The organism is Micromonospora sp. NPDC000089, assembly GCF_042899365.1.
GTDB lineage: Bacteria > Actinomycetota > Actinomycetes > Mycobacteriales > Micromonosporaceae > Micromonospora.
Genome location: NZ_JBIAZT010000010.1, coordinates 208,520 through 227,547, shown reverse-complemented (window position 1 = coordinate 227,547; position 19,028 = coordinate 208,520). Strand labels below are relative to the sequence as shown.

Below are 19,028 nucleotides of genomic sequence, written 5' to 3'. Positions count from 1 at the left end.
GGCAGGATGCCGGGCGTGGGATACGTGGACGTGGCAGGGGTCGGGTACACCCTGCCCGACGGTCGGGAGCTCTTCGCCGACGTGTCGTTCCGGGTCGGCGACGGCGCCAAGGTCGCGCTGGTCGGGCCGAACGGCGCCGGCAAGACGACGCTGCTGCGGATGGTCGCCGGCGACCTGCCGGTGCCCGCCGGCGGGGTAGCCCGCTCCGGCGGCCTCGGCGTGATGCGGCAGTTCATCGGCATGATCGGCGACGAGTCCGCGCTGGCCGACCTGGCGCTGTCGCTCGCCCCGCCGGCGCTGCGCGACGCCGGTCGGCGGCTCGCCGCGACCGAGGCGGCCATGCGGGCGGCCGAGGCCCGCGGCAGGTTCAGCACCGCCGCCGGCAAGGCCCAGCTGGCGTACGCGGACGCGCTGGCCGCCTGGGGCGAGTCCGGGGGGTACGACGCCGAGGTGCTCTTCGACACCGTCGCCACCATCGTGCTCGACCTACCCTGGGACGCCGTCCGGGACCGTCCGGTGCGGACCCTCTCCGGCGGTCAGCAGAAGCGCTTCGCCCTGGAGCTGCTGATCCGCGGCACCGACGAGGTGCTGCTGCTGGACGAGCCGGACAACTTCCTCGACGTGCCCGGCAAGCGCTGGCTGGAGGCGCGGCTGCGCGAGTCGGCCAAGTCGGTGCTGTACGTCTCGCACGACCGGGAGCTGCTGGCGCAGACCGCCGACCGGGTGGTGGCCGTCGAGGGCGGCAGCGCCTGGGTGCACCCGGGCGGCTTCGCGAGCTGGTACGACGCCCGGGTGGCCCGGCACGCCCGGCTGGACGAGCTGCGCCGGCGCTGGGACGAGGAGCACCAGAAGCTGCGTGAGCTGATGCTGATGTACAAGCAGAAGGCGGCGTACAACGACGGGATGGCCTCCCGGTACCAGGCCGCGCAGACCCGGCTGCGCAAGTTCGAGCAGGCCGGGCCGCCGCCCGTACCCCCGAAGGACCAGGACATCCGGATGCAGCTGGCCGGCGGGCGGACCGGCAAGCGCGCGGTGATCTGCGAGCAGCTCGAGCTGGACGGCCTGACCTACCCCTTCGACCTGGAGCTCTGGTACGGCGACCGGGTCGCCGTGCTCGGCGCCAACGGCACCGGCAAGTCGCACTTCCTGCGGCTGCTGGCCCGCGGCGGCACCGACCCGGAGCCGGCGCAGACCCCGGTCGGCGCGGCGGCGCTCACCCCGGTCACCCACGACGGGGTGGCCCGGCTCGGGGCGCGGGTCCGCCCCGGGCACTTCTCGCAGACCCATGACCGCCCGGAGCTGACGGACCGGACGCTGGTCGAGATCCTCTGGCGCGGCGACGAGCACCGGCGGGGGATGGACCGGCACGCGGCGATGGCCGCACTGAGCCGGTACGAGCTGGCCGGCCAGGGCGACCAGCGGTTCGGCACCCTCTCCGGCGGTCAGCAGGCGCGCTTCCTGGTGCTGCTGCTGGAGCTGTCCGGCGCGACCCTGCTGCTGCTCGACGAGCCGACCGACAACCTCGACCTGGCCTCCGCCGAGGCGTTGGAGGCGGGGCTGGCCGCGTTCGCCGGGACGGTGGTGGCGGTCACCCACGACCGCTGGTTCACCCGGTCGTTCGACCGGTTCGTGCTGTTCCGCGGCGACGGCGAGGTGGTGGAGACACCGGAGCCGGTGTGGGACGTCCGATGATCGACGACGCGCTGGTCGACCGGCTCTGCGCGGTGGACGGGGTGGTCGGCGTGGCGCTCGGCGGCAGCCGGGCGCGCGGCGAGCACCGGCCCGACTCCGACTGGGACCTTGGCCTCTACTACCGGGGCGCACTCGACGTCGCCGGCCTGCGGCCGGTGGCGGCCACGGTCGCCGACGGCGCGGTGGAGCTCACCGCGCCGGGGGGCTGGGGGCCCTGGGTCGACGGGGGTGGCTGGTTGCGGGTCGGCGGGGTGGCGGTGGACTGGATCTACCGGGACCTGGACCGGGTGCGCGGCGTCTGGGCGGACTGTTTGGCCGGCCGCTACACCGTGGGCGTGCAGGCCGGGCACCCGCTCGGCTTCTACTCCCACGCGTACGCCGGGGAGCTGGCGCTGGGTCGGCTGCTCGGCGACCCCACCGGGGAGCTGACCGCGCTGCGTACGGAGACCGTCGGCTACCCGGCGGCGCTGGGGGAGGCCCTGGTGGCCGGCGGCTGGGAGGCGGGTCTCCTGCTGGACGCGGCGGCGAAGGGCGCCCCGGGCGGTGACGCCGGGTACGTGGCGGGCTGCCTGTTCCGGGCGGTCGGGGTGCTGGTCCAGGCGCTGCACGGCCGGGCCGGCCGGTGGCTGGTCAACGAGAAGGGCATGATCGCCTCAGCCGGGCGACTGCCCGGGGCGCCACCCGACTTCGCCGCCCGGGCGCAGGGACTGCTCGGCGCGGTCGGCCGCGAGCCGGAGGAGCTGGCCCGCACGCTGGCCGACGCGCGGCGGCTGGCCGCCGACGTGCTCGGCTGAGCGCCCGGCGCCGGCGCGTGCCTGTCGGCGCCGACCGTGCTGCCCGGCGTGCCGGGGCGGCTGGCGGCATAGGGTGGATCTCGTGACTGAGATGACCTATCGCCGGTTGGGCGACTCCGGGCTGGTGGTGTCCGTGGTCGGCGTCGGCTGCAACAACTTCGGCCGCAAGCTCGACCTGGACGGCACCCGGGCGGTGGTGGACGCGGCGCTGGACGCCGGGATCACCTTCTTCGACACCGCCGACATCTACGGCGAGCCGCAGGGCGGCTCGGAGGAGCTGCTCGGCCAGGCGCTCAAGGGGCGCCGGGACGACGTGGTGCTCGCCACCAAGTTCGGCATGGACATGCACGGGCTCAACGGTCCGGACTTCGGCGCCCGGGGCGCGCGCCGCTACGTCGCCCGGGCCGTCGAGGCGTCGCTGCGCCGGCTGGGCACCGACCACATCGACCTGTACCAGCTGCACGAGCCCGACCCGGGCACCCCGATCGACGAGACGTTGGCCGCGCTGGACGACCTGGTCCGCGCCGGCAAGGTGCGCTACCTGGGCAACTCCAACTTCGCCGGCTGGCAGATCGCGGACGCCGACTGGGTCGCCTCGTCCACCGGGCGGTCCCGGTTCATCTCCGCGCAGAACCACTACTCGCTGCTGGAGCGCTCGGTGGAGACCGAGGTGATCCCGGCCTGCGAGCGGTTCGGCCTCGGCATGCTGCCGTTCTTCCCGCTCGCCAACGGGCTGCTCACCGGCAAGTACAAGCGCGACCAGGCCCCGCCCGCCGGCAGCCGGCTCTCCGGCGGCGGCCGGTACGCCGCACGCCTCGCGGCGGCCGGCTGGGACACCATCGAGGCGATCGAGGCGTACGCGGCCGAGCGCGGCGTCAGCATGTTGCAGGTGGCGATCGGCGGGCTGGCCGCCCGACCGGCGGTGACCTCGGTGATCGCCGGCGCCACCACGGCGGAGCAGATCCGGGCCAACGCCGAGGCGGGCACCTGGCAGCCGGGCGAGGACGACATCGAGGCGCTGGACGCGATCCTCTGACGCCGGACGGGCGTGGGCGGGCATCGTGCCCCGACTCCACGCCCGCCCACGTCACCCGTCAGCGGTTGCCGCCGCGCCGCACGAGCGCGGCCTCCCGACGGTCCGGTTCGGGTACCGCGTCGGCGGGCCGGTGCGGTCTCCCGCGTCAGCGGGTCGCGCGTCGGCGCCGCGCCAGCGCGATTGCGGAGAGCGCGGCGACCAGCAGAGCGCCGGCTGCCACCGCCCACCAGGCGCCACCACCGGCGTCGTCCTGGGCCGCGGCGGGCTCCGGTGCGCGCTGTGCGGCCGCCGGGGCCGCCGCACGTGCCGGTTCGGCCGGGGCCACGCTGGCCGGCCGGGCCGGCGACGGCACGGCCTTCGCCTGCACCTGGGCGGTGGCCGTGCTGCGGAACGGCGCCGGCGTGCTCACCGTGACCGTCCAGCGGCCCGGGGCGAGCAGCGGGCCGCTGGCGTAGAAGCCCTGCCCCTCCCCGGACGGGTCGAGGGGCACCGGGCCGACCTTCCGGCCGCCCGGCCCGGCGGCGGTGACGGTCAGCCGGAGCGGCTGGTCCAGCCGGTGGCCGTCGGCGTGCACGGCCTGCACGGTGACGCCGCCGGCGCCGTCGCCGCCGACCGTGAGCTTGAGCTTGCCGCTGTGGGCTACCGCCGGAGCGGCGGCCCAGAGCGCGGTGAGGGCCGCCGCGACCAGCGCGGCGACGAGAGTCCTGAAGGTACGCATCTGACGTCTCCGATCCGGGTGGGGCCGCCCCCGCCGCCGGTCGGACGGCGGGAGCGGCCCCGGTGGCACTACAGCGAACGGCCCCGGGCGATCCGGGTCGGGTCCTCACCGAGCCGGCCGGCGCCCTTGACCGGCTTGCCGTCGTTCGCGGACACGCCCGCCCTGCTGGCCGTGCCGCCGAGCCGGACGATCATGGCGTCGGCGTCCCGGGTCAGCACGTCCCGGACCTCCGCCTCACCGATCAGACCGGGCTGGGTGACGAGCGTCCGGAAGGCGGTCAACTGCTTCACCGCCTGGGCGTCCTTGCCGGCCGCCTCGGCCGTCCGGGCCGCGGCCAGCTTGTTCGACAGCTGCTGGTGGGCCTTGGTGGACAGCCGCCCGGTCGCCTTGAACCGGTCGAGCAGGTTCTGCACGTCCCGGAACGAGGTGGTGACGAAGAACCGGACCGTCGAGGTGGTCGCGTTGCCCGCCTTGTCGGTCGCGGTCACGGTCAGCTCGTGCAGGCCGAGCGGCAGCTCGTACATGGCCTGCAGGGTGTTGGCCTGGTACGCCCGCCCGTCGAGCGTGCCGAGGGTCGACTTCAGCCCGGAGGTCGGGTCGACCGCCTGCCAGCTGATCCGGACGTCCTGGCTGTCGCCGTACAGCTGACCGTCGGCGATCCCCGACACCAGCAGCGTCGGCTTCGTACCGTCGATCTTCACCACCGCCGACTTGAGCGTCTCGGCGTTGCCGGCGGTGTCGGTGGCCCGGTAGAGCAGCTCGTGCGTGCCGTCCCCGGTGACCTCCACCGGCGCGGTGTACGGCGTCCACGCGCCGCCGTCGAGCGACCACTCCAGCAGCTTCACCCCGGAACCGGCGTCGGTGGAGGTGAGCACCACCGGCACCGTGCCGGCGTGCCAGCCGTCGTCGTTCGCCGGGGCGAACGCCGCCGCGCTGACCGGCGCGGTCGCGTCGATCTTCACCGCGACCTTCTTCGCGTCCTCCACGTTGCCGGCCTCGTCGACCGAGCGGAACCGCACCTCGTGGGCGCCGTCCCCGGTCACCTGCACCGGCCCGGCGTACGCGGTCCACGCGGTGGCCGCGTCGAGCTGGTACTCGGTGCGGGCCACCCCGCTGCCGCCGGCCTCGTCCTTCGCGGCCAGCGTGACGGCGACCGGCCCGGTGTGCCAGCCCGCGGTCGGGGTGCCGGAGACCGTGGCGGTGGTCACCGGCGCGGCCTTGTCGACCGCCTTGGTGGAGAGCCGGAACCAGTCGAACGAGGCGGTCTTCGAGGTGGCCGCGTTCGCCCCCAGGGTGAACAGGCCGACCTTCGGGGTCGCCCCGACGGCGGTGCTGGTCAGCGCCGGCAGGGTCTGCCAGGTCTGGCCGTCCGCCGAGTACGACGCGGTGAAGGTGTTGCCGGCCCGGGTCAGTCGCAGCTGCCACACCGCCGAGGTGAGGTCGTTGACCTGTGGCTGCGGGTCCTGCACCACCCCGCCGACCTCGCTGCGGAACTCCAGCCGCCGGGTCACCGGCTGGCCGGTCTGGTTGTCCACGATGAAGTCGAACTTCAGGTAGTTGTCGTCGTCGGCGTGCACGATCAGGCCGGCCTGCTGGTACTGCTCGGCCAGCAGGCTGCCGTCGACCTTCGTCTCGATGGTCCAGTCGCCCGCCGGGGCGGTCTGCAGGACGAAGTTCGTCGGCCCGGAGTTGCCGGTGCCGTAGATGTCACCCTTCGGCACGTCGATCTTCAGCGCGCCGTCCGCCACCCGGTACGCCGCCGGGTCCTCCCGCAGCACCGCGTTCCACCGGCACTTGTCCAGCGTGGCGCCGGTGAACTCGTCGGACGGGTCGATCGGGCCGGCCGGGGCGTCCGGCGAGAGCTGGAACCAGTCGAACGCCGCGTCCACCACCGGGGCGGTGGTGCCGCCGTTGAGCGCGTACAGGCCGATCCTCGGGTTGCTGATGCCGGCGAGCGCGGCGGCCCGGCCGACCGGGGTGAAGGTGGTCCCGTCGGCGGAGAAGGCCGCCGTCAGGTTCGTCCCGTCGCTGGACAGCCGCAGGTAGACGCCGTCACCGGCCGGTGCGGCGGCGCTGTCGGCCGACTCGTTGCGCGGGGTGCCCGCGGTCTCCCGGATGAACTCCACCCGCCGGCTGCCGGAGTGCAGCAGGTCGACCTTGGCGTAGTTGTCGTCGTCGCCGTAGACCAGCAGGCCGGCCTGCTGGTAGTCGGCCGTGGTGGGCAGGGTGACCTTGGTGGTGGCCTGCCAGGCCCCGCTCGGCGCGGGCTGCAGCACCAGGTTGGTGGCGTCGTTGCGGGCGCCGTACAGGTCACCGGAGGAGGTGGGCAGCCGCAGCGACCCGCCGGAGACCGAGTAGAGCTGGTTCTCCCGCACCACCGTCCAGCGGCCCTTGTCCAGGCTGGTGCCGGTGAAGTCGTCCGAGCGCGCCCCGAAGCAGGACGTGTTCGGCGCCTCCACCTTCACCGGGACGTTCACGTACCCCTTGGCGCCCCGCTTGTCGGTCACCGTCAGGGTGGCGGTGTACGAGCCCGGCGCGGTGTACGTGTGGGTGGCGTCCAGGGTGGTCGCCTTCTGACCGTCGCCGAAGTCCCAGGCGTACGTCAGCGGGGTGTCGCCCTCGGCGTCGGTGGCCGTGCCGTCGAACGCGACGGTGACCGGCGCGGTGCCGGAGGCCGGGGTGGCCTTGGCCGTGACCTGCGGCGGCGCGTTGTCGGTGACGCCCTTGCCGAGGAAGTCCATCCAGTTGACGTTGAACAGCGAGCCGGCGCCGCCGGCCGGGTCCTTCGCGACGAAGTACAGCGTCGGGCCGCCCGCGCCGGTGACCGGTGCGGTGACGTCCGCGAACTGCTGCCAGCCGCCGGTGCTGCCCACCGTGGCGGTGGCGACCAGCGGGCCGTCGACGGCGCCGGAGCGGACCTCGATCCGGCCGCCCTGGGTGGCCGAGGCGACCCGGAACCGGATGGAGTCGACGCCGGTCAGGTTCGCCGGGTTCAGCGACCACCAGTCGCCGTCCTCGATGAACCCGATGTTCTGCCCGCCGCCGGCGCTGTCGGTGGTGGCCTCCTTCTGTACCCCGGCGTCGCCGCCGCCGGTGGCGCCCGGGGCCCGGCCGGTGGCGGTGTAGTACTCGGCCTGCTTGCGCTTGGGCTGCAACCGCTCGATCGCCCGGCCGGTGAGCGCGCCGGCGCCGCCGGTCCCGCCGTCGTCGGTGTAGGTGGCCTCGAAGACCGCGAAGACGTTCGCCTCCGCGCCGTGCCCGGACGCCAGCGACGTCTGCACCGTGCCCGAGCAGCCGGTGTGCTGCTCCAGCGGGTGGGCGTGCTCGTCGTGGCCGAGCAGCACCTGCAACCGGACCCGGTCGCAGTCGATCGTGCCGTCCTCCGGGTCGGTCACCTTGATCGTGTACTTGACCTGGTCACCCCAGTCGAAGAAGCCGCCGTCCGGCGGGAACTCGATGGTCACCGTGGGCGCGGTGTTGCCGACCGTCACCGGCACGTTCGCCACCGCCGTACGGCCGTTGCCGCTGGTCACGGTGAGCTGCGCGGTGTAGTCGCCGGCCTTGGCGTACGTGTGGGTGGGGTTCGCCTCGGTGGAGGTCTGCCCGTCGCCGAACGCCCAGGCGTAGGTCAGCGGGCCGCCGTCCGGGTCCCGGGAGCCCTCGCTGGAGAACGTCACGGTCAGCGGCGCGGGGCCGGAGGTGGGCTGGGCGGACGCCTGAGCGATCGGGGCCCGGTCACCGGCGGTGTAGTCGATCCGGTAGACCCCGGAGTCGTCGTTGTTGCCGCCGAACCCGGTGCCCCACTCGATCAGGTAGAGCGCGCCGTCCGAGCCGAACTCGAAGTCCATCGGGCGGACGAACGGCATGCCCTTGAGCAGCTGGTTGATGTCGACCAGCGTGCGGCCGGTGGCGCCGACCTGCATGGTGTACATCTTCGACTGGTTCCACTCGCCGAACATCGCCTTGCCGTCGAAGTACGCCGGCCACTTGCGCTTCGACGGGTTCGCCGCGTCGTACCGGTAGACCGGGCCGGCCATCGGGGCCCCACCGCCGCCGATCTCGGGGAACCGCGGGTTGCCGGAGTAGTCGTAGTCGACCGTGGCCGCGATGGCCGGGGGCAGGTTGGTCAGCCCGGTGTTGTTGGGGGAGTCGTTCACCGGCGCGGCGCAGTCGAACTTCGCCCCGCTCGGCCCGGACGGGAACTGGTAGTCGTTGTACGCGTAGTTCGCCCCGGTGCAGTACGGCCAGCCGTAGTTGCCGGGCTTGTCGACGATGTTCCACTCGACGGTGCCCTCGGGGCCCCGGTTCGGGTTGTTCGCGCCCGCGTCCGGCCCGTAGTCACCGACGTAGAGGGTGTCGGTGGCCGGGTCGATGCCGATCCGGAACGGGTTGCGGAAGCCCATGCCGTAGATCTCCGGCCGGGTCTTCGCGGTGCCGGGGGCGAACAGGTTGCCCGCCGGGATCGTGTACGTCCCGTCGGCCTCCGGGTGGATCCGGAGCACCTTGCCGCGCAGGTCGTTGGTGTTGCCGGCGCTGCGCTGGGCGTCGTAGTCCTGCCGGCCCGGCCGCTCGTCGATCGGGGTGAACGCGTCCGACTCGAACGGGTTCGTGTTGTCCCCGGTGGCCAGGTAGAGGTTGCCGGCGCGGTCGAAGACCATGCTGCCGCCCGCGTGGCAGCAGGTGTTGCGCTGGGTGTCGACCCGCAGCACGTCCTTGCGGCTGGCCGGGTCGACGGTGTCGCCGGTGACGGTGAACCGGGAGATCAGGTTGCGCGCGATCCCGTCGTTCGGGGCGTGGTAGAGGTAGACCCAGCCGTTGTCCGCGAAGTGCGGGTCGAGCCGGATGCCGATCAGGCCGTCCTCGTTGCCGGTGAACACGTTCAGCCGCAGCGCGGTGACCGTGCTGCCGGTGTCCGGCTTGATGATCTGCAGGCGGCCGTCCCGCTCCACGTAGAACACCCGGCCGTCCGGGGCCACGTCCAGCTCCATCGGGTTGCTGGTGTTGCTGTCCAGCGTCACCTTCTCGAAGCTGGCGGTCTTCGAGGCGCCGCAGTCGGCCGGCTGGGCGCCGGCCGCGGTGCGGATGCCGCCGAGCAGGTGGCTGAGGAACTGCGGGTCCGCGTACGACTCCTGGGTGTGGCCGCCGCCGGTGTACCAGGCGCGGCCGCCGTCGTAGTCCTGGCACCAGGAGGTCGGGTGGTCGGCGCCCATCGCGCCGGCGCCCGGGCTGTAGCTGGTCTCGTCCAGGCTGGCAAGCACGTGCACGTCGCCACGCGGGTTGGACTGGAAGTTGTACCACTCGTCGAACCGGGACCAGCGCTCCGGCAGGTCGGCCGTGGACGGGTGCGCCGGGTCCTCGACCTTGACGGTGGCCTGCTGGTTGGCCGGGTGGCCGGCGAAGTACGCGCCGACCAGCTTGCCGTACCAGGGCCAGCTGTACTCGGTGTCCGAGGCGGCGTGCACGCCGACGTACCCGCCGCCGGCCTTCACGTACCGCTCGAAGGCGGCCTGCTGGTCGGCGTCCAGGACATCGCCGGTGGTGGAGAGCCAGATCACCGCCTGGTACTTCGCCAGGTTGGCGTCGGTGAACGCGGCGCCGTCCTCGGTGGCGTCGACGGTGAAGCCGTTGTCGGCGCCGAGCTTGCGGATGGCCGCGATGCCGGCCGGGATCGAGTCGTGCCGGAAGCCGGCGGTCTTGGAGAACACCAGCACCGCGAACGGGTCGGCGGCGGCGGCCTGGGCGGCCGGCCGCGGCGCCGGGGCGGCCGGGGCGGCCTGGGCGGCGGTCGGGCCGGTCAGGGCGCCGGCGAGGAGGGTCAGGGTCGATAGGGCAGCGATGACCGGGCCGCGCAACAGGCGGCGTCGGCGAAATGAGGACACTCCATGCTCCTTTGTCCGAGCTGGACAGCGGTGTGCATGGGGACGACTCGCCGCAGTCCATCCCCGGTCGTGCGTGCGGGCCACGCCGAGGCCCGCGCCGGTCGGCTCGGTTACCGACCACGCCGAGGCCGGGCACCGAATAATGTCGATCCGTTGAACAAATTAGCGCCGCCCGATCCGTTTCCGGCAAGGCATCGGCATGTAACGATTCGGTATCGGCGACCGGCGTATCGGGGCGCGAGCGGACCAGCCGTCCGAAAAGGTGCGGCCGACGGCCCGACCGACCGGACCCGCCCTTGGCGGATCGGCCGCGACGTCGTACGGTGACTGCGACGTGACCCACGGGAGCCCGGTGCACCGGGCTGAGAGGGGGGCTGCAGCCCCCGACCGTCGAACCTGATCCGGGTAATGCCGGCGCAGGGAGGAGAGTTGCCGTGCCGTCCCTGGGGCGACTGCATCTGATCACCGACACCCGGCCCGGGCGCGACCCGCTCGCCGTGCTGGCCGCCGCGCTGCCGGTGGCCCGCGCCGAGCTGGTCGTCCAGGTCCGGGTGACCGACGACGCCACCGACCGCCAGGCGTACGACCTGGCCCGCCGGGTGGTCGCGCGCTGCGCCCCGTACGGCGCCACCTGCCTGGTCAACGACCGGCTGCACGTGGCGCTCGCGGTGGGTGCCGCCGGCGGCCACGTCGGCGTGGACGACCTGCCGGTCGGCGCGGCCCGCCGGGTGCTCGGCGGCACCGCCGTGCTCGGCGCCACCGCCCGGGAGCCGGCCGGCGCGCTCGAGGCGGTCGCCGCCGGCGCCAGCTATCTGGGCGTCGGGCCGTGCCACCCCACCCGCACCAAGAGCGGCCTGCCCGACCCGATCGGCCCGGCCGGGGTACGCGCGGTCGCCGACGCGGTGCCGGTGCCGGTGATCGCGATCGGTGGGGTGACCGCCCGGGACGTGCCGGAGCTGCGGGCCGCCGGGGCGTACGGGGTGGCGGTGGTGGGCGCGCTCTCGCACGCCGCCGACCCGGGCCGGGCCACCGCCGAGCTGCTCGGCGCGCTGACGTGCTGACCCGGCCGGACGTCGCCGTGGTGGGGGCGGGACCGGTCGGGCTGGCGATCGCCTGGCGCTGCGCGTCCCGCGGGCTGCGGGTCGACGTGCACGATCCCGCCCCCGGATCCGGCGCCTCCCGGGTGGCCGCCGGAATGCTGTCGCCGGTCGCCGAGGCGTACTTCGGCGAGCCGGAGCTGACCGGGCTGCTCGCCGACTCCGCCGCCCGCTGGCCGGGCTTCGCCGCCGAGCTGGCCGGGGCGGCCGGCACCGGAATCGGCTACGCGACCGAGGGCACCCTGGTCGTCGGGCTCACCGCCGACGACCTGGCCGAGGCGGGGCGGCTGTGGTCGTACCAACGGGGGTTGGGGTTGCCGATCACGCCGCTGCGCCCGTCGCAGCTGCGCGACCGCGAGCCGGCGCTGTCGCCGCGACTGCGCGGCGGCGCGGTCGCCCCCGGCGACCACCAGGTCGACCCGCGGCGGCTGGTCGCCGCGCTGCGGGTCGCGGCCGAGCGGGCCGGCGCGACGCCGCGACCCGGCCCGGTCGCCGACCTGTCCGACCTGGACGCCGCCGTCACGGTGGTCGCCGCCGGCTGCGGGGCCGCCGCGCTGACCGGGCTGCCGGTCCGGCCGGTGAAGGGCCAGGTGCTCCGGCTGCGCACGCCCGGTCGCGGCATGCCGGGCTTCCGGCACGTGATCCGCGGGTACGCCGACGGCGAGCCGGTCTACCTGGTGCCCCGGCAGGACGGCGAGGTGGTGGTCGGGGCGACCGTCGAGGAGCGCGCGGACACCGAGGTCACCGCCGGGGCGGTGCTGCGGCTGCTGCGCGCCGCCGTCGACCTGGTCCCCGAGCTTGCCGAGTACGAGCTGGTGGAGGCCGCTGCCGGGCTGCGCCCCGGCACCCCGGACAACGCGCCGATCCTCGGCCCGCTGCCCGGGCGGCCCGGCGTGCTCGCGGCCACCGGTCACCACCGGCACGGCATCGTGCTCACCCCGGTCACCGCCGACCTGATCACCGAGCTGATCGTCACCGGCGAGGCCGACCCACTGCTGGCGCCGTTCGCGCCGGACCGGTTCGCGACCGCTCCGGCGGTGGGCGGCGGCCCGGCCGGACCCGTTCCCGAGGAGGAGACGTGCGACTGATCGTCAACGGAGCCGGGCGGGAGCTGCCCGGCGGCGCGACCGTCGCGGACCTGGTCGGTGCCGTCACCGACCAGCGGCGCGGGCTCGCGGTCGCGGTGAACGGCGAGGTGGTGCCGCGCGGCGGCTGGCCGGCGACCGTGCTGCGCGACGGCGACCGGGTCGAGGTGCTCAGCGCCGCCCAGGGCGGGTGAGCGGGATGTCCTTCGCACTCGGTGGCGTCACGTTCGGTTCCCGGCTGATCCTCGGCACCGGCGGCGCGGCCAACCTGCACCTGCTGGAGCGGGCGATCCGGGCCTCCGGCACCGAGCTGGTCACCCTCGCGCTGCGCCGGGTCGACACCGCCCCCGGCACGGCCGGCGGGCTGCTCGACCTGCTCGACCGCTGCGGGGTACGGCTGCTGCCGAACACCGCCGGCTGTCACACCGCCGGCGAGGCGGTGAAGGTGGCCCGGCTGGCCCGCGAGGCGTTCGACACCGACTGGGTGAAGCTGGAGGTGATCGGCGACGAGCGCACCCTGCTGCCCGACGGGGTGGAGCTGCTGCGCGCCGCCGAGGAGCTGGTGGCCGACGGGTTCGTGGTGCTGCCGTACACCTCGGACGACCCGGTGCTGGCCCGCCGGCTGGCCGACGTGGGCTGCGCCGCGGTGATGCCGGCCGGCGCGCCGATCGGCTCCGGGCTGGGCGTCACCAACCCGCACCACATCCGACTGATCCGCCAGGGCGTGGACGTGCCGGTGATCCTCGACGCCGGGGTCGGCACCGCCAGTGACGCGGCGCTCGCCATGGAGCTGGGCTGCGACGCGGTGCTGCTGGCCAGCGCGGTCACCCGGGCCGCCGACCCGGTGGCGATGGCCACCGCGATGAGGTACGCGGTCGAGGCCGGCCGGCTCGCGTACGGCGCCGGCCGCATCCCCCGCCGCTTCCACGCCCTCGCGTCCACCCCCGACGAAGGCCGGCCCGACCTGTGAGCGCGAGGAGTGAGCCGGGTTTGCGAGCCCCGCAGTCGCGAACGAAGACCAGCTCTGTGAGTGGGGTGCCGGCGGGGGTGGTGGTGCTCACCGATCGGCGGCAGGCGCGACGACCGCTGCCGGAGGTGGTCGCGGCGGCCGTCGCCGGGGGAGTGCGGTGGGTGGTGCTGCGGGAGAAGGACCTGCCCCGCGCCGAACGCGCCGCCCTCGCCGCCGTGCTGCGGCCGATCCTGGCCGGGGCCGGCGGCGCGCTGATCGTCGCCGGCCCCGACCCGCTCGGCGGCGACGCGGTGCACCTGCCGGCCGCCGGCCCGTACCCGCCGCCGCGGCTCGGCCTGGTCGGCCGCTCCTGCCACGACGCGGCGGAGCTCGCCCGGCTCACCACCGAGCACTACGTCACCCTCTCGCCCGTCCACCCCACCAGGACCAAGCCCGGCCACGGCCCACCGCTGCACCCCACCGGCCTGGCCCGCCTGACCAGCCTCAGCCCGGTGCCGGTCCTGGCTCTCGGCGGCATCGAGACCCCCGAGCAGGTCACCGCCTGCGTCGAGGCGGGCGCCGTCGGTGTGGCGGTGCTCGGCGCGATCATGCGCGCCGACGACCCCGCCGCCGCGGCCACCGCCCTGAACGCAACCGTGAAGGCGAGCCCATGACCCCGAGAACCGTCCTCACCATCGCCGGCTCCGACTCCGGTGGCGGCGCCGGCATCCAGGCCGACCTCAAGGTCTTCGCCGCGCTCGGCGCGTACGGCACCAGCGTGCTCACCGCCGTCACCGCGCAGAACACGGTGGGCGTGGACGCCGTCCTGCCGCTGCCGCCGCGGACCGTGCGCGACCAGCTCGACAGCGTGCTCGGCGACTTCGAGGTGCGCGCGGTGAAGACCGGCATGCTCGGCACCTCGGCGGTCGCCGACGCGGTCGCCGAGGTGGCGAAGGCGGGCCGGTTGCCGCACCTCGTCGTCGACCCGGTGCTGGTCGCCACCAGCGGCCACCGGCTGGGCGTGGTGGCGGCGGTCGAGCGGCTCCTGCCGTACGCCGAGGTGGCGACGCCGAACAGCGCGGAGGCCGCCGCCCTCACCGGGCGCCCGGTGACCACGGTCGAGGAGATGGTCGCCGCCGCCGAGGCGCTGGCGGCCGGCGGCCCGGCGCACGTGGTGGTCACCGGCGGCGACGTGGACGCGGCCGGGGAGGCGGTCGACGTGCTGGTCGGCGGCGCGACGACCACGCTGCTGCGGGCGCCGCGGGTGGACACCCGGCACAGCCACGGCACCGGCTGCTCGTTCTCGGCGGCGATCGTCGTCCGGCTGGCGGCCGGCGACCCGGTGCCGGTCGCGGTCGCCGCCGCCAAGGAGTACGTCACCCGCGCGCTGACCGGCGCCCGGGGTTGGGAACTCGGCGCGGGGCGCGGTCCGCTGGACCACCTCGGCTGGTCCCGTTGACCATCAGGGAGGCTGACATGCAGGCACGTCGCAAGGTCTACGTGAACGGGTCCCGGCCGGACGTCCGGGTGCCGTTCGCCGAGGTCGACCTGACCGGGGACAACCCGCCGGTACGCCTCTACGACACCTCCGGCCCCGGCTCGGACCCGGCGGTGGGGCTGCCCGCGCTGCGCGGGCCGTGGATCGCCGCCCGCGGTGACGTCGCTCCCGTGCGGGGTGCGGGGACCCCGCTGGCCGGGGAACGCCCGACCCAGCTCGCGTACGCGCGGGCCGGGATCGTCACGCCGGAGATGGAGTTCGTGGCGATCCGGGAGGGCGTGGCGGCGGAGTTCGTCCGGGACGAGATCGCCGCCGGGCGGGCGGTGCTGCCGCTCAACGTCAACCACCCGGAGTGCGAGCCGGCGATCATCGGAAAGGCGTTCCTGGTCAAGGTGAACGCCAACATCGGCACCTCGGCGGTGAGCTCGTCGGTGGCCGAGGAGGTGGAGAAGCTGACCTGGGCCACCCGGTGGGGCGCGGACACCGTGATGGACCTGTCGACGGGGAAGCGGATCCACGAGACCCGGGAGGCGATCGTGCGCAACTCGCCGGTGCCGATCGGGACGGTGCCGATCTACCAGGCGCTGGAGAAGGTCGGCGGCGACCCGACGCGGCTGAGCTGGGCGGTCTTCGCCGAGACGGTGATCGAGCAGGCCGAGCAGGGCGTGGACTACATGACCGTGCACGCCGGGGTGCTGCTGCCGTACGTGCCGCTGGCGGTGGACCGGGTCACCGGGATCGTCTCGCGCGGTGGCTCGATCATGGCGGCCTGGTGCCTGGCCCATCACGAGGAGAACTTCCTCTACACCAACTTCCGCGAGCTGTGCTCTCTGCTCGCGAGGTACGACGTGACCTTCTCGCTCGGCGACGGGCTGCGCCCCGGCTCGATCGCGGACGCCAACGACGCGGCCCAGTTCGCCGAGCTGCGCACCCTCGGCGAGCTGACGAAGGTGGCCTGGGAGTACGACGTCCAGGTGATGATCGAGGGCCCGGGGCACGTGCCGATGCACAAGATCAAGGAAAACGTGGACCGCCAGCAGGAGTGGTGCCACGAGGCGCCGTTCTACACGCTCGGCCCGCTGACCACCGACATCGCCCCCGCGTACGACCACATCACCTCGGCCATCGGCGCCGCGATGATCGGCATGTTCGGCACCGCGATGCTCTGCTACGTCACCCCGAAGGAGCACCTGGGGCTGCCCGACCGGGACGACGTCAAGGCGGGCGTGATCGCGTACAAGATCGCGGCGCACGCCGCCGACCTGGCCAAGGGGCACCCCGGGGCGCAGGCCTGGGACGACGCGCTGTCCAGGGCACGGTTCGAGTTCCGCTGGGAGGACCAGTTCAACCTCTCGCTCGACCCGGAGACCGCGCGGTCGTACCACGACGCGACGCTGCCGGCCGAGCCCGCGAAGACCGCGCACTTCTGCTCGATGTGCGGCCCGAAGTTCTGCTCCATGAAGATCAGCCAGGAGCTCAAGGAGTACGCGGCGCGCGGGATGCGGGACAAGTCCGCCGAGTTCCGCTCCGCCGGTGGTCGGGTGTACCTGCCGATGGCCTGACCGCCGCGCGGAACGGATCGGGGCCGGGGTGCGGTCACCCCGGCCCCGCTCGTTCGGGCGGATCACTCCCGGTGGTGGCGTCCCGTCGAGCGCAGCGAGCGGCGGCCGCTCTCCCGCTCCGGCTCATTGTCGGGCAGCGGCCGGCTCAACCCGGCCACCCAGTCGACGTACTCCTCGTCGTGCGCGGCCAACGGGCGGTCGGCTTCGCCGTCCGGTGTCGCCTCGGCGGCCCTGTTCCGCCGGAACAGGCCCCGGCGCCCCTTGGGCCGGCGCGCGGTCGGCGCGCCGGCCGGGGCACCGTTCGACTGACCCGCGCCCTCGTCGACCGGCGCGGCTCCCGGGGCGTCCCACTGCAGGCTGACTGGGGCGGGACGGCTCTGCTCCTCGCCCGTACCCGGGTCCGGGAACGGCAGCGTCGTGCGCGGCGGGCCGGCCGGCCGGAAGGCGTCCCAACTGCCCGTACCGGTCAGGTCGGGCAGCAGGTGGCGGGGGCGCGGCGCCGCCTCGGCGGCGGCCTGCGGGGTGAGCCGGGGACCGGCCGGCGGCTCCGCCGGCAGCGCCGTGTCGGCCAGGGCCGGCCGGGGCCGCGCGGCGTCGCCCGGCTCGGCGTCCGCGCCGGTACGACCGGGCGCGGCCACGGCACCCGAGCCGGTGTCACCGGTCCTGCTGGCGGCGGTGGTCTCACCGGGTTCGCCAGCCGTGGTGGTCTCGCCGGTCCTGCCGGCGGCGGTGGTGCCACCGGGCTTGCCTGCGGCGCGGGTACGGGCGGGCTCGGCCGTGGCGACGGCGTCGGTCCTGCCGGCGGCGGTGGTGTCACCGGGCTTGCCCGCGGCGCTGGTGCGGCCCGGCTCGGCGGAGGTGCCGGCGTCGCCCGGCTTGCCAGCGGTGTCGAGGCCGTCCGGCCTGCCTACGGTGCCATCTGTCGACTCGGCCACGCCGGTGCTCGCGGTCGGCGGCGTGCCGGCGGCGACGGATCCGGCGCGGGCACTCGCCCGCTCGGCGTTCCCAGCGACCTCTCCGGAAGAGGCCGTCGCGGATGTGGTGACCATGCCCGTCGTGACGTCGCCCCGAGCCGGAACGTCGCCGCCGGCGCTCGCGGCCGGAGCGTCGTCGCCGGAGCCCTGACGCGGAACGTCGCTGGTGGCGCCCTCGACCGGAACGTCGCCGCCGGCGGTGGCGGCGCGCGGCTTACGGGTCCGCTTCGCCCGAGGCTTCGGCGCCGGCGCGGCCTCGGTGGCCGGCGCGGCGCTGGCGAGTGGGGCGGCATCGGTGGCCGGCTCGGCGGCGGTGACCGGGCCGGCCGGCACGGTGCGATCCGCGCGCGTCGCGCCGTCCGTTCCCGCGGCCGGCTCGACCGCCGGCGCGCCGTCGACCGAGCGGCGGGACGCGGCGGAGCCGGGCGGGTGCTCCACGTCGGCCACGTCCGGGGCAGCCGCGACTGGTGCCGCGATGGCCGCGTCGCTGCCAGCGGGGAAGACCGGAGCGCTGCTGGCCGCGTCGCTGCCGGAGGGGACGGCGGTCGCTTCGTCGCCCTCCGACGCGGCGCGCGTACCGGCGTCCGGCGTCACCCCCGGCCACTCCCAGTGCGCCGGGGTGGGCGCAGCGGCCGGACCGTCCGAGCCGGAGGCGCCGGGAGCGCTGGCCCGGGCCGGGCGCGGGCCGGTGCCGCCGGCGATCGGGCCGGTGCCGGCCGGGACCGGCCCACCCGACACGCCGACCGGGATCGGGCCGTTGGGGGAGTTGGCCGGGGTCGGGCCGGTGGCCACGGCGGTCAGGTCCCCGGTGGCGGCGCCGGTCGCGGGGGCCGGTACGTCGGGCAGCGGGGCGAGGATGTCGGTCGGCTCGATGGCGTCGCCGGCCGGGTCGCGGCGGGACACCAGCGGCCAGCGCAGCAGGGCGGCGGCGACCGAGCCCAGCGCGCCGGTCCCGACGGCGATCACCGCGCCGTAGTAGGGGGCGAGCTGGTAGCGGTCCACCGCGTCGCCGGGCCCCGCCGTCAGGTACGCGAAGGCGAGCAGCACCGGGCCGGCCGCCCCCGACCCGGCGGCGATCAGCGGGGCGTGCCCGCGCCGACGCGCCACCGCGCCGGTCACCACCCCGACGACCAGGGCGACCACGGGCAGCAGCACCATCGTCAGGCGCTGGGCGGTGCCCGCGCCGAGCCAGCCGGGTTCCAGCACGCCCAGGCGTACGGTGCGCAGCGGCCCGGTGGACAGCAGGGTCGGCGCGACGGAGATCAGCGCGAGCAGCCAGACCGCCGCGGCCAGCAGCGCGACGTTCCACCCCAGCGGTGGGCGGAGCAGCACGGCCGACGCGGCGCCCGCGCCGACCACCGCCCCGACGACGGCGCAGATGCCGACCGCCCAGACCGGGTCGATGGTGCTCAGCTCGGCGGCGCGGGCGGGTTGCATGCAGAGCGGGGCGACGACGAGGGCGCCGAGCGCCGCCGCGGCGGAGATCGCCACCTGCCCGCCGGTGCGCCCGGCCAGCCCGTCCCGGCGGGCGAGGCGCCCGGTGAGCACCGCGCCGGCCACGGCCGCCGTCACCGCGAACCAGCCGACCCAGGCCAGCTGGGCCGGCCAGCGGTTGACGTCGGTGAAGGCGCCGGTGAGCCGGACGATGCCGAACCCGTACGCCACACCGAGCTGACCGGCGCCGGCCAGCACGCTCACCCCGAGTGCGGTGAGCAGCAGTCTGCCCCACGTCCGAAAGGCCATG

The 19,028-nt window shown here is 75.3% G+C and carries 13 protein-coding genes and 1 riboswitch; of the genes, 10 read left to right on the top strand and 3 right to left on the bottom strand.

What is annotated here, in order from left to right; genetic code table 11:
* Positions 1–15: 15 nt before the first annotated feature.
* The 3 genes from ACFY3U_RS20025 (at position 16) to ACFY3U_RS20015 (ending at position 3,522) form a co-directional block, all read left to right on the top strand.
* A complete protein-coding gene (locus ACFY3U_RS20025) occupies positions 16–1,692 on the top strand; it encodes an ATP-binding cassette domain-containing protein (protein WP_387203588.1) in 1,677 nt (558 codons plus the stop codon).
* A complete protein-coding gene (locus tag ACFY3U_RS20020; RefSeq protein ID WP_387203585.1) occupies positions 1,689–2,486 on the top strand; it encodes a nucleotidyltransferase domain-containing protein in 798 nt (265 codons plus the stop codon). Before ACFY3U_RS20025 ends, ACFY3U_RS20020 begins: the two co-directional genes overlap by 4 nt.
* Positions 2,487–2,559: 73 nt before the next feature.
* A complete protein-coding gene (locus ACFY3U_RS20015; RefSeq protein ID WP_387203582.1) occupies positions 2,560–3,522 on the top strand; it encodes an aldo/keto reductase in 963 nt (320 codons plus the stop codon).
* A 145-nt stretch (positions 3,523–3,667) separates the two neighbouring features.
* On the opposite strand, the gene ACFY3U_RS20010 is transcribed toward ACFY3U_RS20015, so the two are convergent.
* Both ACFY3U_RS20010 and ACFY3U_RS20005 read right to left on the bottom strand, forming a co-directional pair.
* Positions 3,668–4,240 carry a hypothetical protein gene (locus ACFY3U_RS20010; RefSeq protein WP_387203579.1) on the bottom strand — a complete coding sequence of 191 codons (573 nt, stop codon included), beginning with the start codon at positions 4,238–4,240 and terminating at the stop codon, positions 3,668–3,670.
* Positions 4,241–4,308: 68 nt separating this feature from the next.
* Complete coding sequence (locus tag ACFY3U_RS20005; protein WP_387203576.1) at positions 4,309–10,119, bottom strand: ThuA domain-containing protein; 5,811 nt, start codon at positions 10,117–10,119, stop codon at positions 4,309–4,311.
* Between the two features lie 332 nt (positions 10,120–10,451).
* A riboswitch (TPP riboswitch) is annotated at positions 10,452–10,559 on the top strand.
* Here ACFY3U_RS20005 and ACFY3U_RS20000 point away from each other — a divergent pair.
* From ACFY3U_RS20000 to thiC, 7 genes are all read left to right on the top strand, one after another.
* Complete coding sequence (locus ACFY3U_RS20000) at positions 10,554–11,180, top strand: thiamine phosphate synthase (protein ID WP_387203574.1); 627 nt, start codon at positions 10,554–10,556, stop codon at positions 11,178–11,180. Its footprint overlaps the riboswitch before it by 6 nt.
* The gene (gene thiO / locus ACFY3U_RS19995) at positions 11,174–12,304 is read left to right on the top strand and encodes a glycine oxidase ThiO (RefSeq protein WP_387203571.1); all 1,131 of its coding nucleotides are present in this window, start codon (positions 11,174–11,176) and stop codon (positions 12,302–12,304) included. The genes ACFY3U_RS20000 and thiO overlap by 7 nt, the downstream gene beginning before the upstream one ends.
* Positions 12,295–12,495 (top strand): sulfur carrier protein ThiS, encoded by a 201-nt coding sequence (thiS, locus tag ACFY3U_RS19990; protein WP_387203568.1) that lies wholly within the window; start codon positions 12,295–12,297, stop codon positions 12,493–12,495. Before thiO ends, thiS begins: the two co-directional genes overlap by 10 nt.
* A complete protein-coding gene (locus ACFY3U_RS19985; protein ID WP_387203565.1) occupies positions 12,492–13,271 on the top strand; it encodes a thiazole synthase in 780 nt (259 codons plus the stop codon). The genes thiS and ACFY3U_RS19985 overlap by 4 nt, the downstream gene beginning before the upstream one ends.
* A gap of 65 nt (positions 13,272–13,336) precedes the next feature.
* Positions 13,337–13,924, top strand: coding sequence for a thiamine phosphate synthase (locus ACFY3U_RS19980; protein ID WP_387203693.1), 588 nt, complete (start codon positions 13,337–13,339; stop codon positions 13,922–13,924).
* A complete protein-coding gene (thiD, locus tag ACFY3U_RS19975; RefSeq protein WP_387203562.1) occupies positions 13,921–14,709 on the top strand; it encodes a bifunctional hydroxymethylpyrimidine kinase/phosphomethylpyrimidine kinase in 789 nt (262 codons plus the stop codon). The genes ACFY3U_RS19980 and thiD overlap by 4 nt, the downstream gene beginning before the upstream one ends.
* Positions 14,710–14,726: 17 nt before the next feature.
* Positions 14,727–16,310, top strand: coding sequence for a phosphomethylpyrimidine synthase ThiC (gene thiC / locus ACFY3U_RS19970; RefSeq protein WP_387203560.1), 1,584 nt, complete (start codon positions 14,727–14,729; stop codon positions 16,308–16,310).
* Between the two features lie 62 nt (positions 16,311–16,372).
* On the opposite strand, the gene ACFY3U_RS19965 is transcribed toward thiC, so the two are convergent.
* Positions 16,373–19,027, bottom strand: a complete 2,655-nt coding sequence (locus ACFY3U_RS19965) for a hypothetical protein (RefSeq protein ID WP_387203557.1) — start codon at positions 19,025–19,027, stop codon at positions 16,373–16,375.
* Position 19,028 lies beyond the last annotated feature (1 nt).